The sequence below is a fragment of the Type-C symbiont of Plautia stali genome, from assembly GCF_059730935.1.
Map to the genome: position 1 here is coordinate 2,922,163 of NZ_AP035923.1, position 20,872 is coordinate 2,943,034.

The following is a 20,872-nucleotide window of genomic DNA, read 5'->3' on the forward strand; positions in this document are numbered from 1 at the left end:
CTCCGTGTTTACTGGCCATAGCGCAGACGCAGCGCTTCCGGGTAGGGATCGAAATAACGCTGCTGCGCCAGCCACGGGTGCGGGAACTCCGCCATGTAATGTTTCAGCATGGTGATGGGGGCCAGCAACGGCTGCACACCGCGACGGTAGCGATCGATCAGCTGCGCCAGCTCCTGACGCTGCGGTGAACTCAGCTTCGGCCGGAAATAGCCCTGTACATGCATCAGCACATTGGTGTGATTACGACGCGACGCCTGGTGCGACATCAGGTGCATAAGACGGTTACGGTATTCAAAGGCGTACGCATCCAGTGACTCCCACTGTTCCATTGCCGCGACAAACCTCCCCATCTCGCGGTACTCATCCTGCGCATGCGACAGTAGCAGTAGTTTGTAGCGACTGTGGAAGGCAATCAGCTTGTGACGCGTCAGCCCGCTGCGCCACATTTCGTTGAACTCATGCAGCGCATAGACGCGCCCCATGAAGTTTTCGCGAATCGCATCATCGTGCAGGCGTCCATCCTCTTCCAGCGGCAGCCACGGCAGCTCTTTTTGCAGGAATGAGGTGAACACACCGGTGCCGGCTTTGCGATTGTTGTTAGTGTCAGGCTCGTAGACGCGCACGCGCTCCAGTCCGCAGCTCGGCGATTTGGCACACAGGATGTAGCCGCACAGGTGGTGCAGCGATTTAACGCGCTCCGCAGACCAGCGGGCCATGTCATCGGTCAGCTCTTCCCCGCCGTCTTTACTGAAACACAGGTGGATCTGATCGTCGCTCTGTTTGACCAGCCGCAGCGCCGGGCGCGGCGTCGGCAGACCAATCGCCATTTCCGGGCAGACAGGTTCGAAGCGCACAAATGGCGCGAGCTCGTCAGTTGCAAAGGCAAAACGCTTGTGGCCGCCATCGAATCGGACGCTATCCCCGAGCAGGCAGGCACTGATACCTACAGGAATTTTCTCGCTCATACTTGTACAACCTCCAAAATCTTGTAGAGGTTTAAGTGTAGCTGAAATGCCGCGAGATAACAGCGGGACAATGCGTTTGTCGCACCACTTTAAGATAAAAAAACCCGGTGCCTCGAGCGAGGTCACCGGGTTATCACCGCGAAGCCGGGCGTTACCAGTAAATACCGCCTGCCGCTTCCGATTGCGCCAGCCAGACCGGTTTGGTGCTGGTTTTGCACCACATGCGGTGCAGATAACTGTAGAAGCGCGCGCGATCCTGGCGGAACAGCATCACTGGCAGCGCCAGTACGCCAATCAATACCACCAGCACACGGCGCAGCACAATTTTGGCGAGTGGATATGCCTGATACATCAATGCCTCCTCGTGGTAAATTTTGCTTTGAAATGTGATCTGCCTCAGATATTACGCCTGGTTGTGTAATTTTACTACTCATCCGACCACTATTTTGATCTTTTTTCAGCCATTTCCTGGCCGGGATGAAAGGAAGTTACATTTTTGTAAAATTTTGGATCACAGCGAGTTACTGAGATCGTGACGGACGCCGTCGCGGTTTATTGTTAAAGTAATGCGTTAACCTTATTTGCCGCAGGAGTCAGCGTGACGACCATCTTGATTGTCGAAGATGAAAAGGAGATTCGCCGTTTCGTGCGCCTGGCGCTGGAGAGCGAAGGCCTGAAGATTGTGGAAGCGGAGCAGTTGCAGCGCGGCCTGATTGAAGCGGCTACGCGCAAACCGGATTTGGTGATTCTCGATCTCGGTTTACCGGACGGCGATGGCAATGCCTTCATCCGCGAAGTGCGGCAGTGGAGCAGCATGCCGGTGATTGTGCTGTCAGCGCGCAGCGATGAGCAGGATAAAATTGAGGCGCTGGATGCCGGCGCTGACGACTATCTCACCAAGCCGTTTGGCATCGGCGAACTGCTGGCGCGGGTGCGCGTAGCGCTGCGCCGCCATCAGCGCAGCCAGCCAGAGCCGCTGGTGCAGTTTGGCGAAGTGAGCGTTGATCTCGCCGCGCGACGCGTGCTGCGCGGCGGCGAAGAGGTGCATCTGACGCCGACTGAATTTCGCCTGCTCAGCCTGCTGCTGAATAACGCCGGCAAAGTGCTGACCCAGCGCCAGTTGCTTAACCAGGTGTGGGGGCCCAACGCCGTGGAACACAGCCATTACCTGCGCATCTATATGGGACACCTGCGGCAAAAGCTGGAAGCCAACCCCACCCAGCCGACGCACCTGCTGACAGAAACCGGCATCGGCTATCGCTTCATGCCATAAAAAAAGGCCGCAAACGCGGCCTTCTTCATGCAGGATGCCCTGTCAGGCGTTTTTTAGCACTTCGCTGACAATTTCTACCGCTTCTTTCTCGATCTGCTGGCGATGCTCAGCGCCGAGGAAGCTTTCACAATAGATTTTGTAGGCGTCTTCCGTGCCGGACGGACGTGCCGCGAACCAGCCGTTTTCAGTCATCACTTTCAGACCACCAATCGAGGCGCCGTTGCCCGGTGCCGCGGTCAGACGTGCGGTGATCGGATCGCCCGCCAGCGTATCGGCGCTGACCATTTCAGGTGACAGCTTCGACAGCGCCGCTTTCTGCGCAGAAGTGGCAGGTGCCTGCAGACGGTTGTAGCTTGGCGCACCAAAACGCGCGGCCAGCTCATCATAGTGCTGCTGCGGATTCTTACCGGTAACCGCAGTGATTTCCGCCGCCAGCAGACACAGGATGATGCCGTCTTTGTCTGTTGACCAGGCGGAGCCGTCGAAACGCAGGAACGAGGCGCCGGCGCTCTCTTCGCCGCCAAAGCCAAAGCTGCCGTCGAACAGACCATCCACGAACCATTTGAAGCCGACCGGTACTTCCACCAGCTTGCGGCCAATGTCGTTCACCACGCGGTCAATCATCGCGCTGGAGACCAGCGTTTTACCGACGGCCACCTCTTTGCCCCACTGCGGACGATGCTGGAACAGGTAGTTGATCGCTACCGCCAGATAGTGGTTCGGGTTCATCAGACCGGCGGGCGTGACGATACCGTGACGGTCGTAATCCGGATCGTTACCGAAGGCCAGATCAAACTTATCTTTATACGCCAGCAGACCGGCCATCGCGCACTCGGACGAACAGTCCATGCGCACCACGCCATCTTTATCCAGATGCATGAAGCGGAACGTCTGATCGATGGCATCATTGACGATGGTCAGATCCAGCTGGTAGTGCTCTGCAATGCGCTGCCAGTAGGCCATGCCGGAACCGCCGAGCGGATCGACACCGATTTTCAGGCCGGCTTTCTGGATTGCCGGGAAATCAATCACCTGCGCCAGACCTTCAACGTATGGCTGGATCAGATCCTGCTCAACGATGTGGCCACTGGCCCACGCCTGATCCAGCGCCAGACGCTTAACCTCTTTCAGCTCACCTTTGATCAGCTGATTCGCGCGATCTTCCACCACTTTGGTGACGTTGGTGTCAGCCGGTCCACCGTTCGGCGGATTGTACTTGATGCCACCGTCTTCCGGCGGGTTATGCGACGGGGTAATCACGATACCGTCCGCCTGCGCGCCGCCGCGCTTGTTGTGCTCCAGAATGGCGTTGGAGATAGCTGGCGTCGGCGTATAGCCGTTGTCCTGCTGCACAATCACATCAACGCCGTTGGCGGCCAGCACTTCCAGCACTGACAGGATCGCCGGCTCAGACAGCGCATGGGTGTCTTTACCTACGTAGCACGGACCGGTGATGCCGTTCTTTTTACGCTCTTCAGCGATCGCCTGCGCAATCGCCAGAATGTGTACTTCGTTGAAGCTATGACGTCCCGCGCTGCCGCGGTGGCCGGAGGTGCCAAATTTCACCGCATGGTCCGGGTTCGCCGCATCCGGCTTCAGGACGTAGTACTGCGAGGTTAATTGTGCAACGTTAATCAAATCGCTCTGCTGGGCAGGTTGCCCGGCACGGGGGTGATTGGCCATTGGCGCTTCTCCCTGACGCTTCGGTTTAAATGGTGCCGCAAACTTTCTCTGCCAGTTCCTGCGGGAACTGCATGGCAAGCATGATGTGTTCCACCATGCTGCATTTACGACCTGTATTGGTATTGGTGATCACCCAGTACGGCGTGCCGGGCACGTGCTTCGGCTTAGTATGGGTGCCATTTTGCAGCAGCGTGTGCTCGTCGCCCGCAAAGTAAACGCGGGTGCGGCCCTGCAGCGAGGCAGTGGCATCAGCAAAGGCTGCCGGATCAAGACGATAAAGCGTTGACAGGATCAGCATGAAGCGATTAACCGCTTTCTTCTGCTCCGCATACTCGTCAGACAGCAGCAGCTCGCGTACGGCGCGCACACGATCCTGAGGTCGCGCTTCGCTGCGTGCAGCCGGTGCTTCTTTTACCGCCGCATTCGCCGCTGGCGCAGCGGATGCGCTCTGGCCGGCAGTGAATTTCAGCATACGGCGCAAAATGTCCGAAGCGCTTTCACCAATGTGCTGCGTGTGGCTGGCAATATAACGGTAGAGTTCTTCGTCAACTTCAATCGTTTTCATCTTTTTCCGTGCGATTCTGGCAAATGGCAGAACCACGCTACTTTGCAAAGGCCTTAACAAAATCCGGTCGTGCAAAATGTGAGCGGGCTCTAACATAAGGATTATAAAGTTAAATCCGCGACAGCCGGTAGCGCTGGCATCGTTTACGGGCAAAAGTCGGAATATGCCCTAATGCCTGACCGCCTGGCGCCGGGACAGGTGAATCCATGATACCCTAAGCCCAGGTCTCAACCGAAAGAACTTTAGCCATGATTTTGAACGCCCGTCTGCAAACTGAACAATCTGCCCCTGATGCCCAGCCCATTCTGTTAATTCATGGCCTGTTTGGTAGCCTGGATAACCTCGGCGTCCTGGCGCGCGGCGTGCGCGATGCACGGCCCACGCTGCAGGTGGATGTCCGTAACCACGGCCTGTCTCCGCGCAGCGAAGAGATGCATTACGCTGCGCTGGCGCAGGATATGGTCGACACGCTGGATGCGCACCACATCGAACGGGTCGATATTATCGGCCACTCAATGGGCGGCAAAATTGCCATGGCGCTGAGCGCCGTTGCGCCCGAACGGATTGGCAAAATGGTGCTGATTGATATCGCGCCGGTGGATTACCAGACGCGACGCCACGATGAGATCTTCGCGGCGATCCGCGCGGTCAGCGCAGCTGGCGTCACGCGCCGCAGCGCTGCAGCCGACGTGATGCGTGAACACGTGCGCGAAGAAGGCGTGATTCAGTTCATTCTGAAATCTTTCCATGAAGGCGAATGGCGCTTTAACGTGCCGGTGTTGTGGGAAAATTATCCGGTGCTCTCCGGCTGGCAGGAGGTGCCCGCGTGGCCTCATCCGGCGCTGTTTATTCGCGGCGGTGATTCACCCTATCTGGACAATCAGCACCGTGATGCGCTGCTGCGCCAGTTCCCGCAGGCGCAGGCGCACATTATCAGCGGTGCCGGCCACTGGGTGCATGCCGAAAAACCCGATGCCGTGCTGCGCGCGGTGCGCCGCTTTTTTAACCTGTAAAAGCAAAAGCTTGCCACAGGCGGTTTAGGGTTGGCGTCGCGCCGGGCGCTGGAGTATGATGTCGCGCTAAAAATTTGCCGCGGATGCTTTTTTCGCCGCGGTCGGGCCGATAAATGTTTAAATCGCGCAGCGCCTTTCCGCCGTTCGCGCCCACGCAGTTTCACAAACCATGGCAAAAGAACAGACAGATCGTACCACGCTCGATCTCTTCGCAGACGAGCGGCGTCCCGGTCGCCCTAAAACCAGTCCGCTGTCGCGTGATGAGCAGCTGCGCATTAATAAGCGCAACCAGCTGAAGCGCGACCGGGTGCGCGGCCTGCGCCGCGTTGAGCTGAAAATGTCCAGCGAAGCGGTCGACGCGCTTAATACGCTGGCCGAGCAGCAGAACATCAGCCGCAGTGAACTGATTGAACAAATGCTGCTGGCGCAGCTCAAACTGGCGTAACGTGCGCAGACCGCACGCTGGAACACAAACTCAGCGCTTTACACATTCCGCGCTTTTCGCCGGTCTGCTATCATTCGCATAACTGTGTCGTCTTCTGACTTACTTTCACAATCAGGATTTAAGAGGTTACTCACTCCATGGCAATCGTAGGCATTTTCTTCGGCAGCGATACCGGCAACACTGAAAACATTGCAAAAATGATCCAGAAACAACTGGGTAAAGATGTCGCCGAAGTGCATGACATTGCTAAGAGCACCAAAGAAGATCTCGAAGCATTCGATATTCTGCTGCTGGGTATTCCGACCTGGTACTACGGTGAAGCCCAGTGCGACTGGGATGACTTCTTCCCGACGCTGGAAGAGATTGATTTCAACGGTAAGCTGGTAGCGCTGTTTGGCTGCGGCGATCAGGAAGATTATGCCGAGTACTTCTGTGACGCGATGGGCACCATTCGCGACATCATTGAGCCAAACGGCGCAGTGATTGTGGGCCACTGGCCAACCGAAGGTTACCACTTCGAAGCCTCTAAAGGTCTGGCAGACGACAAACACTTCCTCGGCCTCGCCATCGATGAAGATCGTCAGCCTGAACTGACTAACGAGCGCGTCGACAAATGGGTTAAGCAGATCTTTGACGAGCTGCAGCTGCAGGCGATCATCGAAGCCTGATGCTTTCCTGTCCGATGTGGGCGCTGGCTCACATCGGGCAATGGAATTACCTATAAAAATAATAGCTACGGTTTTTTAACTTTTTCCCTCAATTCTGTAGAATACCCGCAACGGTCATCTGCTTATTCCTCGGGCATCAGACTGAGGCTGCGCGAAAAGGAACATCGATCTGCACGATCCCGCTGAGGTTCACGACATTTCTCCTTACAGCATCCGGGGAATTGTCCGCCGCAGCCGGTTTTCATTTCGCAGGCTGAGCTCTATAATGAGACGCAAATGAGAATGCGCGTTGACCACACATTCAAGGCCTTTGCGCCGTAAGTGACTAGCAAAGTAACAGGACAATATCCGCATGACTGACAACAACTCCGCATTGAAAAAGGCTGGCCTGAAAGTCACGCTGCCCAGACTGAAGATTCTGGAAGTGCTTCAGGGACCCGGACCCGAGTCCCATCATGTCAGTGCGGAAGATTTGTACAAACGCCTGATCGACATGGGCGAAGAGATTGGTCTGGCGACGGTATACCGTGTTCTGAACCAGTTTGACGACGCCGGCATCGTGACGCGTCATAACTTCGAAGGCGGGAAATCCGTGTTCGAACTGACCCAGCAGCACCACCACGATCACCTGATTTGCCTCGACTGCGGCAAAGTGATCGAGTTTAGCGATGAATCTATCGAAACGCGTCAGCGTGAGATTGCAACACGCCACGGTATTAAACTCAGCAACCACAGCCTGTATCTGTACGGCCACTGTGCGCTGGGAGACTGCCGCGAAGACGAGACGCTCCACGATCAGTAATTGAATATGCTATGCAGTATAAAAAAACCGGTGCCAGGCACCGGTTTTTTTATGGCTGCGTTCAGGCGACCAGCGTTTCCTGCAAATAGCGCCAGCGCGGAACCGGCGTGCTGCAGTCCAGCACCGCCAGCGAAATGCGGGTCTGGTTGTTGCCGTTAAGCATTTGCAGTTCGTGATACTGAATGGTCACTTCCTGCTGCTGCTGGGAAATGATGGCATGCTCACTGGTGGCGATTCGCATCCCTTCCCGCTGCCCGTGCAGTTTGCGAAACAGGGTTTCAGTGTCATTGAGATCGAGCTGTTTGCCTTGCGGCGTCACCATTTTGAAGTCGGGATGAAAGTGCGACAGCAGCAGTTCCATACTGTCATCGCTGCCTTCGGCCTGATTAAAAATACGTTCGATAAGCTGATGTAAAACCACCACGCTATGTTTGGCTTCCAGAGCGAGACTTGTCATTTTTCTTCCTTCGCTAACCCGCACAGCAACATTTAAGAGCGCATAGCCTACCTGAAAATAACGATTTCACACGGGTAAATTAGTTAATTTTATTAAAGTCAGATTAGTCGTAATCGCGCGTGATTACTGTTTTTTGTCTGGTTCAGCATAATCGATTCCCGTTTGCAGATAACGGGCAATAAAAAAGGGCGATTGCTCGCCCTTTGCTGATCATATCGTGCTATCAAGCAGTAAAATTATTCGCCGATTTTTGCCCAGGTATCACGCAGACCCACGGTGCGGTTGAACACCAGTTTCGACGGCTGCGAGTACACGCTGTCTGCGCAGAAGTAACCTTCGCGCTCAAACTGATACGGCGCCAGCGCGCTGGCGGCACGCAGACCCGGCTCAACGAAGCCCTGTTTGATCTCCAGCGAGTTCGGGTTAATGGTGGTGAGGAAATCCTCGGCCGCGCCCGGGTTTGGCACGCTGAACAGTCGATCGTACAGGCGGAATTCGGCAGGCAGCGCGTGAATCGCCGACACCCAATGGATAACGCCTTTCACCTTGCGGCCATCGGCCGGATCTTTGCTCAGGGTGTCGACATCGCAGGTAGCGTAGATGCAGGTGATGTTGCCGGCTTCATCTTTCGCCACGCGCTCGGCACGAATGACGTAAGCGTTGCGCAGACGAACTTCTTTACCCAGCACCAGACGTTTGTACTGCTTGTTGGCCTCTTCACGGAAGTCGGCGCGATCGATCCACACCTCACGGCTGAACGGCACCTCACGCGTGCCCATCTCCGGCTTGTTCGGATGGTTCGGCATGCTGATGATTTCTTCATGCCCGGCCGGCAGGTTCTCGATCACCACTTTCAGCGGATCCAGCACCGCCATAGCGCGCGGCGCGTTCTCGTTGAGGTCGTCACGAATGCACGACTCCAGCGACGCCATCTCAACAATGTTGTCCTGCTTGGTCACACCAATACGGCGGCAGAATTCGCGGATTGACGCCGCGCTATAGCCACGACGGCGCAGACCGGATACGGTCAGCATGCGCGGATCGTCCCAGCCTTCAACAATCTTCTCGCTCACCAGCTGCGTCAGCTTACGCTTCGACATCACCGCATATTCCAGATTCAGGCGCGAAAACTCGTACTGACGCGGATGCACCGGAATAGTGATGTTATCCAGCACCCAGTCGTAGAGACGACGGTTGTCCTGGAACTCCAGCGTACACAGGGAATGGGTGATGCCTTCCAGCGCATCGGAGATGCAGTGGGTAAAGTCGTACATCGGATAGATGCACCACTTGTTGCCAGTCTGGTGGTGTTCAGCAAATTTAATGCGGTACAGCACCGGATCGCGCATCACAATAAAGCTGGATGCCATGTCGATTTTGGCACGCAGACAGGCTTTGCCCTCTTCGAAGCCGCCATCACGCATCTTCTGGAAAAGCGCCAGGTTCTCTTCCACGCTGCGATCGCGATACGGGCTGTTTTTGCCCGGCGCGGTTAGCGTGCCGCGGTATTCACGGATCTGCTCTGGCGACAGCTCGTCAACGTAGGCCAGGCCTTTGTTGATCAGCTCAACCGCGTAGTTGAACAGTTGGTCAAAGTAGTCAGAGGAGTAACGAATGTTGCCGCTCCACTCAAAGCCCAGCCATTGCACATCATTCTTGATCGATTCAACGAACTCCATATCCTCTTTGACCGGATTGGTGTCGTCGAAACGCAGGTTGCACTGCCCCTGATAATCTTGTGCGATACCAAAGTTCAGGCAGATCGATTTTGCATGGCCAATATGCAGGTAACCATTGGGCTCAGGCGGGAAACGGGTATGCACACTGTTGTGCTTACCGCTCGCCAAATCTTCGTCGATGATCTGACGAATAAAGTTCGTTGGGCGGGCTTCAGCCTCACTCATCTCAAAATCCTCAAAACAATAGCGGGTGATTTGTACCACGAAGTAACGGAGTATGATCCACAAAGCGCTGAAGGGAAACAACCGTTTGTTGGTCGTTTTAAAACAAAAAAGGCAGGAATTGCTTCCTGCCTTCAGTGACGATCAAAACGTGTTAATTTTTCACTTCATACAGCGGCGTAACGCCTGCTACCACGGTACCGCCTGCCAGCAGATTCAGACCAGCAAAATCATCGCTGTTGCTGACCACCACCGGGCTGATCATCGAACGCGCATTGGCGTTGAGGAAGTCCAGATCCATTTCGAGGATCGGCTGGCCCGCTGTGACGGTAGCGCCCTCTTCCACCAGACGGGTAAAGCCTTTGCCTTCCAGCGCGACGGTATCGAGACCCATGTGCACGACAATCTCGACGCCATTTTCGGCTTCAAGGCAGAATGCATGGTTGGTGTTGAAGATTTTCACCACGGTGCCCGCCACAGGCGCGACGACAGTTTTATCGCTCGGTTTGATCGCCAGACCATCGCCTACCGCTTTGCTGGCGAAGGCTTCATCCGGCACGTTTTCCAGCGCTACCACTTCGCCACTGACCGGTGCCAGCAGCGTTGCAATCACCTTTTTCTCGCTATTGCGCACGGCCTGGGGCTGAGCAGCCGCAGGCGCGGCGGTGGTTACCGCAGCAGGTGCCGCTGCGCCGGCCACCGGGCCTTTGCTCAGTACGGTTTTCATGGCGGTCGCAATGCTTTCGGCCTGCGTACCAACAATGATCTGCACGCTCTGCTTGTTAAGGCGGATCACGCCAGAAGCACCGAGGCGTTTAGCCACGCTTTCATTCACCTGCGCAGAGTCTTTCACATTCAGACGCAGACGGGTGATGCAGGCGTCGATGTTGGTCAGGTTGTCAGAACCGCCCACCGCGCCGATGTAGCGACGTGCCAGAGATTCGGTTTCGCTCTCACCGTTGCTGCTGTGATCAACGTTGACGTCGTAGCCGTCTGTCTCATCACCGGCAGCCAGCTCGCGGCCCGGCGTCAGCAGGTTGAATTTCTGAATGGTGAAGCGGAACACCACATAGTAGATGACGAAGAACACCAGACCCTGCGGGATCAGCATCCACCAGTGCACAGCCAGCGGGTTACGCGTCGACAGCACCATGTCCACCAGACCGGCACTGAAACCGAAACCGGCAATCCAGTGCATGCTGGCAGCGATGAAGACCGAAATACCGGTCAGCACGGCGTGGATGACATACAGCACCGGTGCCACAAACATGAAGGAGAATTCCAGTGGCTCGGTGATGCCGGTGAAGAAGGCTGCAAAAGCCGCTGCCAGCATGATACCACCGACTTTCGCGCGGTTTTCCGGGCGTGAGCAGTGATAGATTGCCAGCGCCGCACCCGGCAGACCGAACATCATGATCGGGAAGAAGCCCGCCTGATAGCGACCGGTGATACCCGGGATGCCGGTACCGTTGGCGATAGACTGCGCGCCGCCCAGGAATTTAGGAATATCGTTGATGCCCGCCACGTCGAACCAGAACACCGAGTTCAGCGCGTGGTGCAGGCCAACCGGAATCAGCAGACGGTTAAAGAAGGCGTACACGCCCGCGCCGACCGAGCCCAGTTTCTGGATGTGCTCACCAAAGCTCACCAGACCGCCGAAAATGATCGGCCAGACATACATCAGGATAAAGGCGACCACAATCATCAGGAAGGAGACCAGGATCGGCACCAGACGGCGACCGCTGAAGAACGACAGCGCCTTGGGCAGCTCAACGTGGCTGAAGCGGTTGTACACTTCCGCCGAGAGAATGCCCACCAGAATGCCGACAAACTGGTTATTGATTTTACCGAAAGCGGCAGGAACCTGCTCCACCGGCATTTTCTGAATCATGGCCACCGCGGCGGGTGAACACAGGGTAGTAACCACGAGGAAACCTACAAAGCCGGTTAATGCCGCTGCACCGTCTTTATCTTTTGACATGCCGTAAGCCACACCGATGGCGAACAGCACGGACATGTTGTCGATGATGGCAGAACCCGATTTGATCAGCAGTGCTGCCAGCGCATTGCCTGCGCCCCAGCTGTCCGGATCGATCCAGTAACCTACCCCCATCAGGATTGCCGCTGCCGGCAGGGTCGCTACCGGCACCATAAGCGCGCGGCCGACCTTTTGCAGATATCCTAAAATACTCACCTTATTCTCCCCCTATGAGACTGGCGTTTTGCCGTGATGCGGGTTGATTTTATTATCCCGGCACCCGGTACCTTGATGACACACTTCACCACGAGGCGCAGTGTAAAGATAAATTAATTCGCCTCGCAAATTAAAACCAGTGTAACTGTGACTTTAATCACCAAAATTGACGTTTTTCACTGCGAAATGCTAGCCACCACTACAAACTTATTTTATGATGAAAAATATCAGGTCGCACTTTTCCAACGCCGCGAGCGCGCAAACGGGTTACCCTATAAGCAGCCAGCTGCAGCAGTAAACGCGACCCTAACTTTCCAATCTTAACTGAGGTGAAGACATGAGACTGATCCCTTTGGCCACACCGACCCAGGTGGGTAAATGGGCTGCACGCCATATCGTTAATCGCATCAATGCCTTTAAACCCAGCGCAGACCGTCCCTTTGTGCTGGGACTGCCAACCGGCGGTACGCCGCTGGAAGCCTACAAGCACCTGATCGAGATGCATAAAGCGGGCCAGGTTAGTTTCAAACACGTGATCACCTTCAATATGGATGAGTATGTCGGTCTGCCGAAAGAGCATCCGGAAAGCTATCACAGCTTTATGTACCGTAACTTTTTCGATCACGTTGATATTCAACCAGAAAATATCAATCTTCTGAATGGCAATGCCGAAGATATTGACGCAGAATGTCGCCAATACGAAGAGAAGATCCGCGCACTGGGTAAAATCCACCTGTTTATGGGCGGCGTCGGCAACGATGGCCACATTGCGTTCAACGAACCGGCTTCTTCGCTCTCTTCCCGCACCCGCATTAAAACCCTGACGCACGACACCCGTGTGGCGAACTCGCGTTTCTTCGACGGCGATGTTGATCAGGTGCCTAAATATGCCCTGACCGTGGGCGTCGGCACGCTGCTGGATGCGGAAGAAGTGATGATTCTGGTGACCGGCCACGTCAAAGCCCAGGCGCTGCAGGCGGCGGTAGAAGGTAACGTCAACCACATGTGGACCATCAGCTGCCTGCAGCTGCACCCGAAAGCGGTGGTGGTGTGTGATGAGCCAGCCACCATGGAACTGAAAGTGAAAACCGTGAAATATTTCCGCGAAATGGAAGCGGAAAATATGAAGGGTGTGTAACAACACGTTGTAGAAAGCCTGCTGTTAAGCGCAGCAGGTTCAGCCGGGAGAAGAGATGATGTACGCATTAGTTAACGGCCGGATTTTTACCGGTCATGAAGTTCTGGACAATCACGCCGTGGTGATTGCCAATGGCCTGATTGAGCGTGTCTGCCCGCGCGATGCGCTGGACGCCGCGATTCCACAACAGGATGTGGCTGGTGGGTTCATCGCTCCCGGATTTATCGACCTGCAGCTCAACGGCTGCGGCGGCGTGCAGTTCAACGATGACATCAATGCCCTGAGCGTGGAAACGCTGGAAATCATGCAGCGTGCCAATGAAAAATCCGGCTGCACCAGCTATTTACCGACGCTGATTACCAGCAGTGATGAACTGATGAAGCGTGCGATTGAAACCATGCGCGCTTACCTGGCGAAGCATCAGAATCAGGCGCTGGGCCTGCATCTGGAAGGTCCGTGGCTGAATAAAGAGAAGAAAGGCACCCATAATCCGCAGCTGATTCGTCTGCCGGATGCGGAGCTGGTGGATTTCCTGTGCGCCAACGCTGACGTCATCACCAAAGTTACGCTAGCACCGGAAAATGCGGGCAGCGCGGTGATTCGCCAGCTGCGTGACGCCGGGATTATTGTGTCGTCTGGTCACTCCAATGCCACCTATGCCGAAGCCAAAGCGGGCATCAGCGCGGGCGTCACCTTTGCCACCCACCTGTATAACGCCATGAGCGCCTTTAGCGGTCGTGAGCCAGGTCTTATCGGTGCGCTGTTTGATTCGCCTGATGTATACTGCGGCATTATTGCAGACGGTTTACATGTCAATTACGCTAACGTGCGCAATGCAAAACGAATCAAAGGCGACAAACTGGTGCTGGTGACCGATGCCACCGCGCCGGCCGGTGCGTCGATTGATCAATTCATTTTTGCAGGTAAAACAATATACTATCGCGACGGCCTGTGCGTAGATGAGAACGGTACCCTGAGCGGATCTGCGCTGACGATGATTGAAGCGGTGCAGAATAGCGTGGAACATTGTGGTATCGCGATGGACGAAGCGCTGCGCATGGCGACCCTGTATCCGGCAAGGGCAATGGGTGTGGAAGAGCAGTTTGGTACGGTGGAAGCAGGAAAAGTCGCCAACCTCACTGTCTTTACCCGCGATTATCAAATCACTAAGACGTTCGTCAACGGAGACAACGTCCTCAGCGAGTAAGTACTGAATGACCACTGGCGGCCAGACTCAAATAGGAAATGTCGATCTTGTCAAACAACTTAACAGTGCAGCTGTTTACCGGCTGATTGATCAACAGGGGCCGATTTCGCGTATTCAGATTGCCGAACTCAGCCAGCTTGCGCCCGCCAGCGTCACCAAAATTACCCGTCAGCTTATCGAACGCGGCCTCATCAAAGAGGTGGAGCAACAGGCCTCCACCGGTGGGCGCCGCGCCATCTCCATCATCACCGAAACCCGCCATTTTCATACCATCGGCGTGCGCCTGGGGCGCAACGATGCCACGCTGACGCTGTTCGATCTCAGCGGAAAATCGCTGGCGCAGGAAGATTATCCGTTGCCGGAGCGCACCCAGGAGACGCTGGAGAACGCGCTGTTCAACGCCATCAGTGCCTTTATGAGCGCGCACCAGCGTAAAATTCATGAGCTGATCGCTATCGCGGTGATCCTGCCGGGGCTGGTCGACCCGATTAACGGCATCATTCGCTACATGCCGCACATTGCCGTCAGCCACTGGCCGCTGGTGGCGAGCCTGAAAAAACGCTTTAACGTCACCAGTTTTGTCGGGCACGATATCCGCAGCCTGGCGCTGGCTGAGCACTATTTCGGTGCAAGCCGCGACTGTGCAGACTCCATTCTGGTGCGTTTACATCGCGGAACCGGCGCCGGCATCATCGCTAACGGCCACATTTTTCTCGGCAGCAATGGCAACGTAGGTGAGATTGGCCACATTCAGGTCGATCCGCTCGGCGAACGCTGCCACTGTGGCAACTTTGGCTGCCTCGAAACCATCGCCGCCAACGGCGCGATTGAGAACCGCGTGCGCCACCTGCTCAACCAGGGTTATCCCAGCAGCCTGACGCTGGATGATTGCCAGATGCCGCAAATCTGCCGCGCCGCCAATCAGGGCGACGCGCTGGCCTGCGAAGTGATCGAGTACGTTGGCCGCTATCTCGGCAAAGCGATCGCTATCGCCATTAACCTGTTTAACCCGCAAAAAGTAGTGCTGGCCGGCGAAATTACCGATGCCGATAAAGTGCTGTTCCCGGCGATTGAGGGCTGCATTAACACCCAGGCGTTGAACGCGTTTCGCAAAAATCTGCCCGTGGTGCGGTCTGAACTGGACCATCGCTCGGCAATTGGCGCTTTCGCGCTGGCAAAACGCGCTATGCTGAATGGCATTCTGCTGCAGCACCTGCTGGAAGAATAATAGAAAGCCTGCCGGCTGGCAGGCCTGACCGGAAGCCACCTATGACCATCAAAAGCGTAATCTGTGACATCGACGGCGTGTTGATGCACGACAATACCGCCGTGAAAGGCGCAAACGAATTCCTGCAGCGCATTCTGGAAAAAGAGATGCCGCTGGTGGTACTGACCAACTATCCGTCACAAACTGCGCAGGATCTGGCCAACCGCTTTGCCAACGCCGGCGTCGACATCCCGGATTCGGTGTTTTACACCTCCGCCATGGCAACCGCGGATTTCCTGCGTCGTCAGGAGGGCAAAAAAGCCTACGTGATTGGTGAAGGCGCGCTGATTCATGAACTGTATAAGGCCGGTTTTACCATCACTGACGTCAACCCGGATTTCGTCATCGTCGGCGAGACGCGATCGTTTAACTGGGAGATGATGCATAAAGCCGCTTTCTTTGTGGCTAACGGTGCACGTTTTATCGCGACCAATCCTGATACCCACGCACGCGGCTTTGTGCCAGCCTGTGGCGCGCTCTGTGCCGGTATCGAAACCATCTCCGGCCGCAAACCGTTTTATGTCGGTAAGCCCAGCCCTTACATCATGCGCGCCGCACTGAATAAAATGCATGCGCATTCAGAAGAGACGGTGATTGTGGGCGATAATCTGCGCACCGATATTCTGGCTGGCTTCCAGGCCGGTCTGGAAACCATTCTGGTGCTGTCCGGCGTCTCTACGCTGAGCGATATCGACGCCATGCCGTTCCGTCCGGACTGGATCTACCCTTCCGTGGCTGATATCGACCTGTTCTGATTCGCGTCATGCTGTCTGCTTATGGCCCTGCTCGCCGTTACGGTGTGCAGGGCTTTTTTATGTGTCTGGCATAGCGCTGTGATTCAGCCGCTAACGCGGCCTCATCGGTTGCGCACAAAACCATCACTTCTGACAATTCATTAGACACCATCTAATTTAATCGTTAATTTTTTGAATAAAATTCAACATTACTTCACGCCAACAATCTTTTTATCAGTATTTGGTGATTTCGCTTGCGTTACCACCATCAATTAGCGCATTTTCTTATACATCACGCAGCGCAGGCTGCCGGACAAACAAGTCAATAACATCGCCACAGGGTGAGATCAGGAGTCAGTTATGTGTTCGATTTTTGGTGTGCTGGATCTGAAGACCGATCCTGTTGAACTGCGCAAGAAAGCGCTGGAATGTTCGCGTCTGATGCGTCACCGCGGCCCGGACTGGTCAGGTGTCTTCGCTGATGAGAAAGCCATTCTGGTGCACGAGCGCCTGTCCATCGTTGACGTGAACAACGGCGCCCAGCCGCTGTACAACGCGGATCACACCCACGTACTGGCTGTTAACGGCGAAATTTATAACCACCAGGCGCTGCGCGCGGAACTGAGCGATCGCTACGCCTTCCAGACCGGTTCAGACTGCGAAGTCATCCTCGCGCTGTATCAGGAAAAAGGCCTCGATTTCCTCGACGACCTGCAGGGCATGTTCGCCTTCATTCTGTGGGACAGCGTCAAACAGCAGTATCTGATTGGCCGCGATCACATCGGTATTATTCCGCTCTATATGGGCAACGATGAGCACGGCAACCTGTATGTTGCTTCTGAAATGAAAGCGCTGGTGCCGGTGTGCCGCAGCATCAAAGAATTCCCGCCGGGAAGCTACCTCTCCAGCACCGATGGCGAAATCCGTCGTTACTGGCAGCGTGACTGGATGGATTTTGCCGCCGTGGCGCAAAACACCACCGATGCCGCTGGCCTGAAGCACGCGCTGGAAGAGTCAGTGAAGAGTCACCTGATGTCAGACGTACCGTACGGCGTGCTGCTGTCCGGCGGACTCGATTCTTCCATCATCTCTGCGGTGACCAAGCGCTATGCCGCCAAACGTGTGGAAGATCAGGACAAGAGCGATGCGTGGTGGCCGCAGCTGCACTCGTTTGCCGTCGGTCTGGAAGGATCGCCGGATCTGAAAGCGGCGCAGGCGGTGGCCGATCACCTCGGTACCGTGCACCATGAAATTCATTTCACCGTGCAGGAAGGTCTGGATGCGATCCGCGATGTGATTTACCACATCGAAACCTACGATGTGACCACCATTCGCGCGTCGACGCCAATGTATCTGATGTCGCGTAAAATCAAAGCGATGGGCATCAAAATGGTGCTGTCAGGTGAAGGGGCGGATGAAGTGTTTGGCGGTTACCTCTACTTCCACAAGGCACCGAACGCTCAGGAGTTCCACGAAGAAAACGTGCGTAAACTGCTGGCACTGCACATGTTTGACTGCGCGCGCGCTAACAAAGCGATGTCGGCGTGGGGCGTGGAAGCACGTGTGCCGTTCCTTGATAAGAAATTCCTTGATGTCGCGATGCGCATCAACCCGGAAGACAAAATGTGCGGCAGCAACGGCAAAATGGAAAAACACATTCTGCGTGAGTGTTTCTCCTCTTACCTGCCGGAGAGCGTGGCGTGGCGTCAGAAAGAGCAGTTCTCTGATGGCGTAGGCTACAGCTGGATCGACACGCTGAAAGAAGTGGCGGCGAAGCAGATTAGCGAGCAACAACTGGCGACCGCGCATTTCCGCTTCCCGCACAACACGCCAACCTCGAAAGAAGCGTATCTGTATCGCGAAATCTTTGAGGAGCTGTTCCCACTGCCAAGCGCGGCAGAGTGCGTGCCGGGCGGTCCATCCGTGGCCTGTTCGTCGGCGAAAGCCATTGAGTGGGATGAAGCGTTTAAATCGATGGACGATCCGTCTGGCCGTGCGGTAGGCGTGCATCAGTCAGCGTACAAATAAGCATTTTCTTTATGCGTATAGGGGGCTCATTGTGGCCCCTTTTTCTTGCATCTGACGCGGATACGATCGAAAATTGCCGAATAAATCATCAGCCTGGTTACAAGCCAGACAAACAGGCGCGTTAAGGCAAAAAACGGCAAAAAATTTGTTGACGCTACAAAGCTCAATACGCATAATGCGCCCCGCAACGCCGATGAAGGTAACGCGAAAAAAGATGGCTACGTAGCTCAGTTGGTTAGAGCACATCACTCATAATGATGGGGTCACAGGTTCGATTCCCGTCGTAGCCACCATCTTTTTGCGGGAGTGGCGAAATTGGTAGACGCACCAGATTTAGGTTCTGGCGCCGCAAGGTGTGCGAGTTCAAGTCTCGCCTCCCGCACCATTTCAGTCTTCGGCAGCCGGATGGGGTATCGCCAAGCGGTAAGGCACCGGTTTTTGATACCGGCATTCCCTGGTTCGAATCCAGGTACCCCAGCCAATCCGATGCACTCTCGTGGATACGAGTCGACGAATGGGATATCGCCAAGCGGTAAGGCACCGGTTTTTGATACCGGCATTCCCTGGTTCGAATCCAGGTATCCCAGCCATCATCGGGCGCAGTAAAGCAGTACAATCTGGCTACGTAGCTCAGTCGGTTAGAGCACATCACTCATAATGATGGGGTCACAGGTTCGATTCCCGTCGTAGCCACCAAACAAATTGGGGTGTCGCCAAGCGGTAAGGCAGTGGATTCTGATTCCACCATTCCGGGGTTCGAATCCCTGCACCCCAGCCATACAAAGACAATTTGACCAAACACCTATTGGGGTGTCGCCAAGCGGTAAGGCACCGGATTCTGATTCCGGCATTCCGGGGTTCGAATCCCTGCACCCCAGCCAAATTGCACAACAGGCCCGCTTTTGCGGGCTTTGTTGTTTTTGTCGTTCCTGAATTTCACGCCTTATACAACAGATGGCGCCGCCACGATTGCGGCGCCCGGTGAGTTTACAACCCCAGCGCGTAACGCAGCACCTGACGCTTGAGCACGCCAGCATTCTCTGCCGCAATCAGTCCAAGGTTACGCACCACACGCAGCGGCGGCAGCGCGTTGCTAAAGGCGAAGTAGAACAGATCCATACCGCCCTGCATCAGCAAATTATCTTTGTAGCGCTGACGGTGATAACGCTGCAGAACCGGCAGCGATGACCAGCGCTGCGCCTGGCTGCGCGCGTCCACCAGCGTATCAATCAGCGCATCCACATCGCGGTAGCCGAGATTAACCCCCTGCCCGGCCAGCGGATTGATGGTGTGTGCAGCATCACCGACCAGCGCCAGGCCCGGCAGCACGTAGCGTGTGGCATGGCGGCGCACCAGCGGAAACGACGCCGCGTTCTTCACCTGGAAGCGGCCGACACGCGCCGGGAAGTTGGCCTGTACTTCTTTGGCCAGCTGGCTGAGCGGCAGATTTTGCAGCTGACGGATCCGCGCCGGCGCGTCGTACCACACCAGCGAAGCGTGGCGATCGAACAGCGGCAGAAACGCGCGCGGTCCGTCCGGCGTAAATTGCTGCCAGGTGGCATCGCCGGCCTCGTGTTCACACTCAACGCTGATTAGCATGCAGGATTGCGCATAGTTCCAGCCGCGCACGCCGATACCCGCCAGCTGGCGCACGCGCGAATTAGCACCATCGGCCCCCACCACCAACTGGCTATCCAGCGTGCTCCCGTCATCCAGCTGCAGCTGCCAGCCGCCGCTGTGCGCTTGCAGCGCCTGCAGTGAGGCCGGACACAGTAACGTTACGCCATCCTGCTGCATCTGCTCCCACAGCGCGCGCTGCAGCACGCTGTTTTCCACCATATAGCCCAGCTCGGGAATGCCCAGTGCAGCCGCGTCAAAGGTGACGTGCGCGCTTTGCCACTCCCAGGTTTCCAGCTTGCGGTAGGGCGCGCTGCGCATCGCCTGGACACGCGGCCAGACATTGAGCTGGCGCAGCAGCGCCACCGATGACGCACCAATGGCGGAGATGCGTATATCCGGCGCCAGGCTGGCGTCAAACGCGGCCGGCTCGGCACGTTCAATCACCGCCACGCGAAACTGCTGCTGCGCCAGACCACAGGCCAGCGCGGCACCGACCATGCCGCCGCCCACTACCACCACATCAAACTGTGAATCCTGCATCGACTCTTATCCTTCTGATTGCCGTGACGCCTTGCGGCAGCACTCTATGTGGCAAAGTGTACCGGAAATTTACCGCACCAGCAGAAAAGCCCTGCTAATCTTGTGCTTCAGCCGTGCATGTTTAACGCACCTGTCGCGTGAAATATAACCGGGCATCATGCCCAAAATAATTCGTGCGCCGGGAAGGCGGCAAGCAAGGATCATCCCGGGAGCTTACATCAGTAAGTGACCGGGAGAGCCGCGCGCAGCCAACGCACCTGGCGTGTGAAATATAACCGGGCATCATGCCCTAAATAATTCGTATGCCGGGAAGGCGGCAAGCAAGGATCATCCCGGGAGCTTACATCAGTAAGTGACCGGGGGAGCCGCGCG

General features: G+C 55.9%; 18 protein-coding genes and 7 tRNA genes. 17 read left to right on the top strand and 8 right to left on the bottom strand.

Translation table 11 applies throughout. The features are described from left to right. Nucleotides 1-8 precede the first annotated feature (8 nt). Complete coding sequence (locus AC6I7J_RS13785) at nt 9-965, bottom strand: YbgA family protein (RefSeq protein WP_058757888.1); 957 nt, start codon at nt 963-965, stop codon at nt 9-11. A gap of 151 nt (nt 966-1,116) precedes the next feature. After that, the gene (locus tag AC6I7J_RS13790) at nt 1,117-1,317 is read right to left on the bottom strand and encodes a YbfA family protein (RefSeq protein ID WP_031279882.1); all 201 of its coding nucleotides are present in this window, start codon (nt 1,315-1,317) and stop codon (nt 1,117-1,119) included. Between the two features lie 246 nt (nt 1,318-1,563). Between AC6I7J_RS13790 and kdpE the strand changes: the two genes are divergently transcribed. Continuing rightward, nucleotides 1,564-2,238, top strand: coding sequence for a two-component system response regulator KdpE (kdpE, locus tag AC6I7J_RS13795; protein ID WP_215786364.1), 675 nt, complete (start codon nt 1,564-1,566; stop codon nt 2,236-2,238). A 42-nt stretch (nt 2,239-2,280) separates the two neighbouring features. Here the strand turns inward: kdpE and pgm are convergent, their stop codons facing one another. Next, nucleotides 2,281-3,921, bottom strand: a complete 1,641-nt coding sequence (gene pgm, locus AC6I7J_RS13800; protein ID WP_021508555.1) for a phosphoglucomutase (alpha-D-glucose-1,6-bisphosphate-dependent) — start codon at nt 3,919-3,921, stop codon at nt 2,281-2,283. A gap of 25 nt (nt 3,922-3,946) precedes the next feature. After that, a complete protein-coding gene (gene seqA, locus AC6I7J_RS13805) occupies nt 3,947-4,486 on the bottom strand; it encodes a replication initiation negative regulator SeqA (protein ID WP_010616121.1) in 540 nt (179 codons plus the stop codon). 248 nt (nt 4,487-4,734) lie between these two features. On the opposite strand from seqA, the gene ybfF reads away from it, so the two are divergent. The 4 genes from ybfF (at nt 4,735) to fur (ending at nt 7,414) form a co-directional block, all read left to right on the top strand. Further along, nucleotides 4,735-5,499 (top strand): esterase, encoded by a 765-nt coding sequence (gene ybfF / locus AC6I7J_RS13810; RefSeq protein WP_498005963.1) that lies wholly within the window; start codon nt 4,735-4,737, stop codon nt 5,497-5,499. Between the two features lie 169 nt (nt 5,500-5,668). Next, nucleotides 5,669-5,944: a LexA regulated protein gene (gene ybfE, locus AC6I7J_RS13815; protein ID WP_010616122.1), complete on the top strand. Its 276-nt coding sequence runs from the start codon at nt 5,669-5,671 to the stop codon at nt 5,942-5,944. Nucleotides 5,945-6,081: 137 nt separating this feature from the next. Beyond that, nucleotides 6,082-6,612, top strand: coding sequence for a flavodoxin FldA (fldA, locus tag AC6I7J_RS13820; protein ID WP_021508557.1), 531 nt, complete (start codon nt 6,082-6,084; stop codon nt 6,610-6,612). A gap of 352 nt (nt 6,613-6,964) precedes the next feature. Then, nucleotides 6,965-7,414, top strand: a complete 450-nt coding sequence (gene fur / locus AC6I7J_RS13825; RefSeq protein WP_021508558.1) for a ferric iron uptake transcriptional regulator — start codon at nt 6,965-6,967, stop codon at nt 7,412-7,414. A 61-nt stretch (nt 7,415-7,475) separates the two neighbouring features. On the opposite strand, the gene AC6I7J_RS13830 is transcribed toward fur, so the two are convergent. From AC6I7J_RS13830 to nagE, 3 genes are all read right to left on the bottom strand, one after another. Further along, complete coding sequence (locus tag AC6I7J_RS13830) at nt 7,476-7,871, bottom strand: hypothetical protein (RefSeq protein WP_498005965.1); 396 nt, start codon at nt 7,869-7,871, stop codon at nt 7,476-7,478. Nucleotides 7,872-8,107: 236 nt separating this feature from the next. After that, complete coding sequence (gene glnS / locus AC6I7J_RS13835; protein WP_058757889.1) at nt 8,108-9,775, bottom strand: glutamine--tRNA ligase; 1,668 nt, start codon at nt 9,773-9,775, stop codon at nt 8,108-8,110. Between the two features lie 151 nt (nt 9,776-9,926). Then, entirely contained in the window at nt 9,927-11,960 is a 2,034-nt protein-coding gene (gene nagE, locus AC6I7J_RS13840) for an N-acetylglucosamine-specific PTS transporter subunit IIBC (protein WP_498007234.1), read from the bottom strand. 343 nt (nt 11,961-12,303) lie between these two features. Between nagE and nagB the strand changes: the two genes are divergently transcribed. The 12 genes from nagB (at nt 12,304) to AC6I7J_RS13900 (ending at nt 19,221) form a co-directional block, all read left to right on the top strand. Then, nucleotides 12,304-13,104, top strand: coding sequence for a glucosamine-6-phosphate deaminase (gene nagB / locus AC6I7J_RS13845; protein WP_031279884.1), 801 nt, complete (start codon nt 12,304-12,306; stop codon nt 13,102-13,104). A gap of 58 nt (nt 13,105-13,162) precedes the next feature. Further along, nucleotides 13,163-14,311, top strand: coding sequence for an N-acetylglucosamine-6-phosphate deacetylase (gene nagA, locus AC6I7J_RS13850; RefSeq protein WP_031279885.1), 1,149 nt, complete (start codon nt 13,163-13,165; stop codon nt 14,309-14,311). A gap of 7 nt (nt 14,312-14,318) precedes the next feature. Continuing rightward, complete coding sequence (nagC, locus tag AC6I7J_RS13855) at nt 14,319-15,539, top strand: DNA-binding transcriptional regulator NagC (RefSeq protein WP_021508564.1); 1,221 nt, start codon at nt 14,319-14,321, stop codon at nt 15,537-15,539. A 41-nt stretch (nt 15,540-15,580) separates the two neighbouring features. Next, nucleotides 15,581-16,333 (top strand): HAD-IIA family hydrolase, encoded by a 753-nt coding sequence (locus AC6I7J_RS13860; protein ID WP_021508565.1) that lies wholly within the window; start codon nt 15,581-15,583, stop codon nt 16,331-16,333. A 339-nt stretch (nt 16,334-16,672) separates the two neighbouring features. Beyond that, nucleotides 16,673-18,340: an asparagine synthase B gene (asnB, locus tag AC6I7J_RS13865; protein ID WP_058757891.1), complete on the top strand. Its 1,668-nt coding sequence runs from the start codon at nt 16,673-16,675 to the stop codon at nt 18,338-18,340. A 216-nt stretch (nt 18,341-18,556) separates the two neighbouring features. Further along, a tRNA-Met gene (locus AC6I7J_RS13870) sits at nt 18,557-18,633 on the top strand. 7 nt (nt 18,634-18,640) lie between these two features. Further along, a tRNA-Leu gene (locus tag AC6I7J_RS13875) sits at nt 18,641-18,725 on the top strand. Nucleotides 18,726-18,746: 21 nt separating this feature from the next. Next, nucleotides 18,747-18,821: transfer RNA gene (locus AC6I7J_RS13880), tRNA-Gln, on the top strand. A 34-nt stretch (nt 18,822-18,855) separates the two neighbouring features. Further along, nucleotides 18,856-18,930: transfer RNA gene (locus AC6I7J_RS13885), tRNA-Gln, on the top strand. Between the two features lie 29 nt (nt 18,931-18,959). Beyond that, nucleotides 18,960-19,036 (top strand) — tRNA-Met (locus AC6I7J_RS13890). Nucleotides 19,037-19,043: 7 nt separating this feature from the next. Further along, nucleotides 19,044-19,118, top strand: a tRNA-Gln gene (locus AC6I7J_RS13895). A 28-nt stretch (nt 19,119-19,146) separates the two neighbouring features. Further along, nucleotides 19,147-19,221: transfer RNA gene (locus AC6I7J_RS13900), tRNA-Gln, on the top strand. A 106-nt stretch (nt 19,222-19,327) separates the two neighbouring features. Here the strand turns inward: AC6I7J_RS13900 and ubiF are convergent. Then, nucleotides 19,328-20,500, bottom strand: coding sequence for a 3-demethoxyubiquinol 3-hydroxylase (gene ubiF / locus AC6I7J_RS13905; RefSeq protein ID WP_058781258.1), 1,173 nt, complete (start codon nt 20,498-20,500; stop codon nt 19,328-19,330). Nucleotides 20,501-20,872 lie beyond the last annotated feature (372 nt).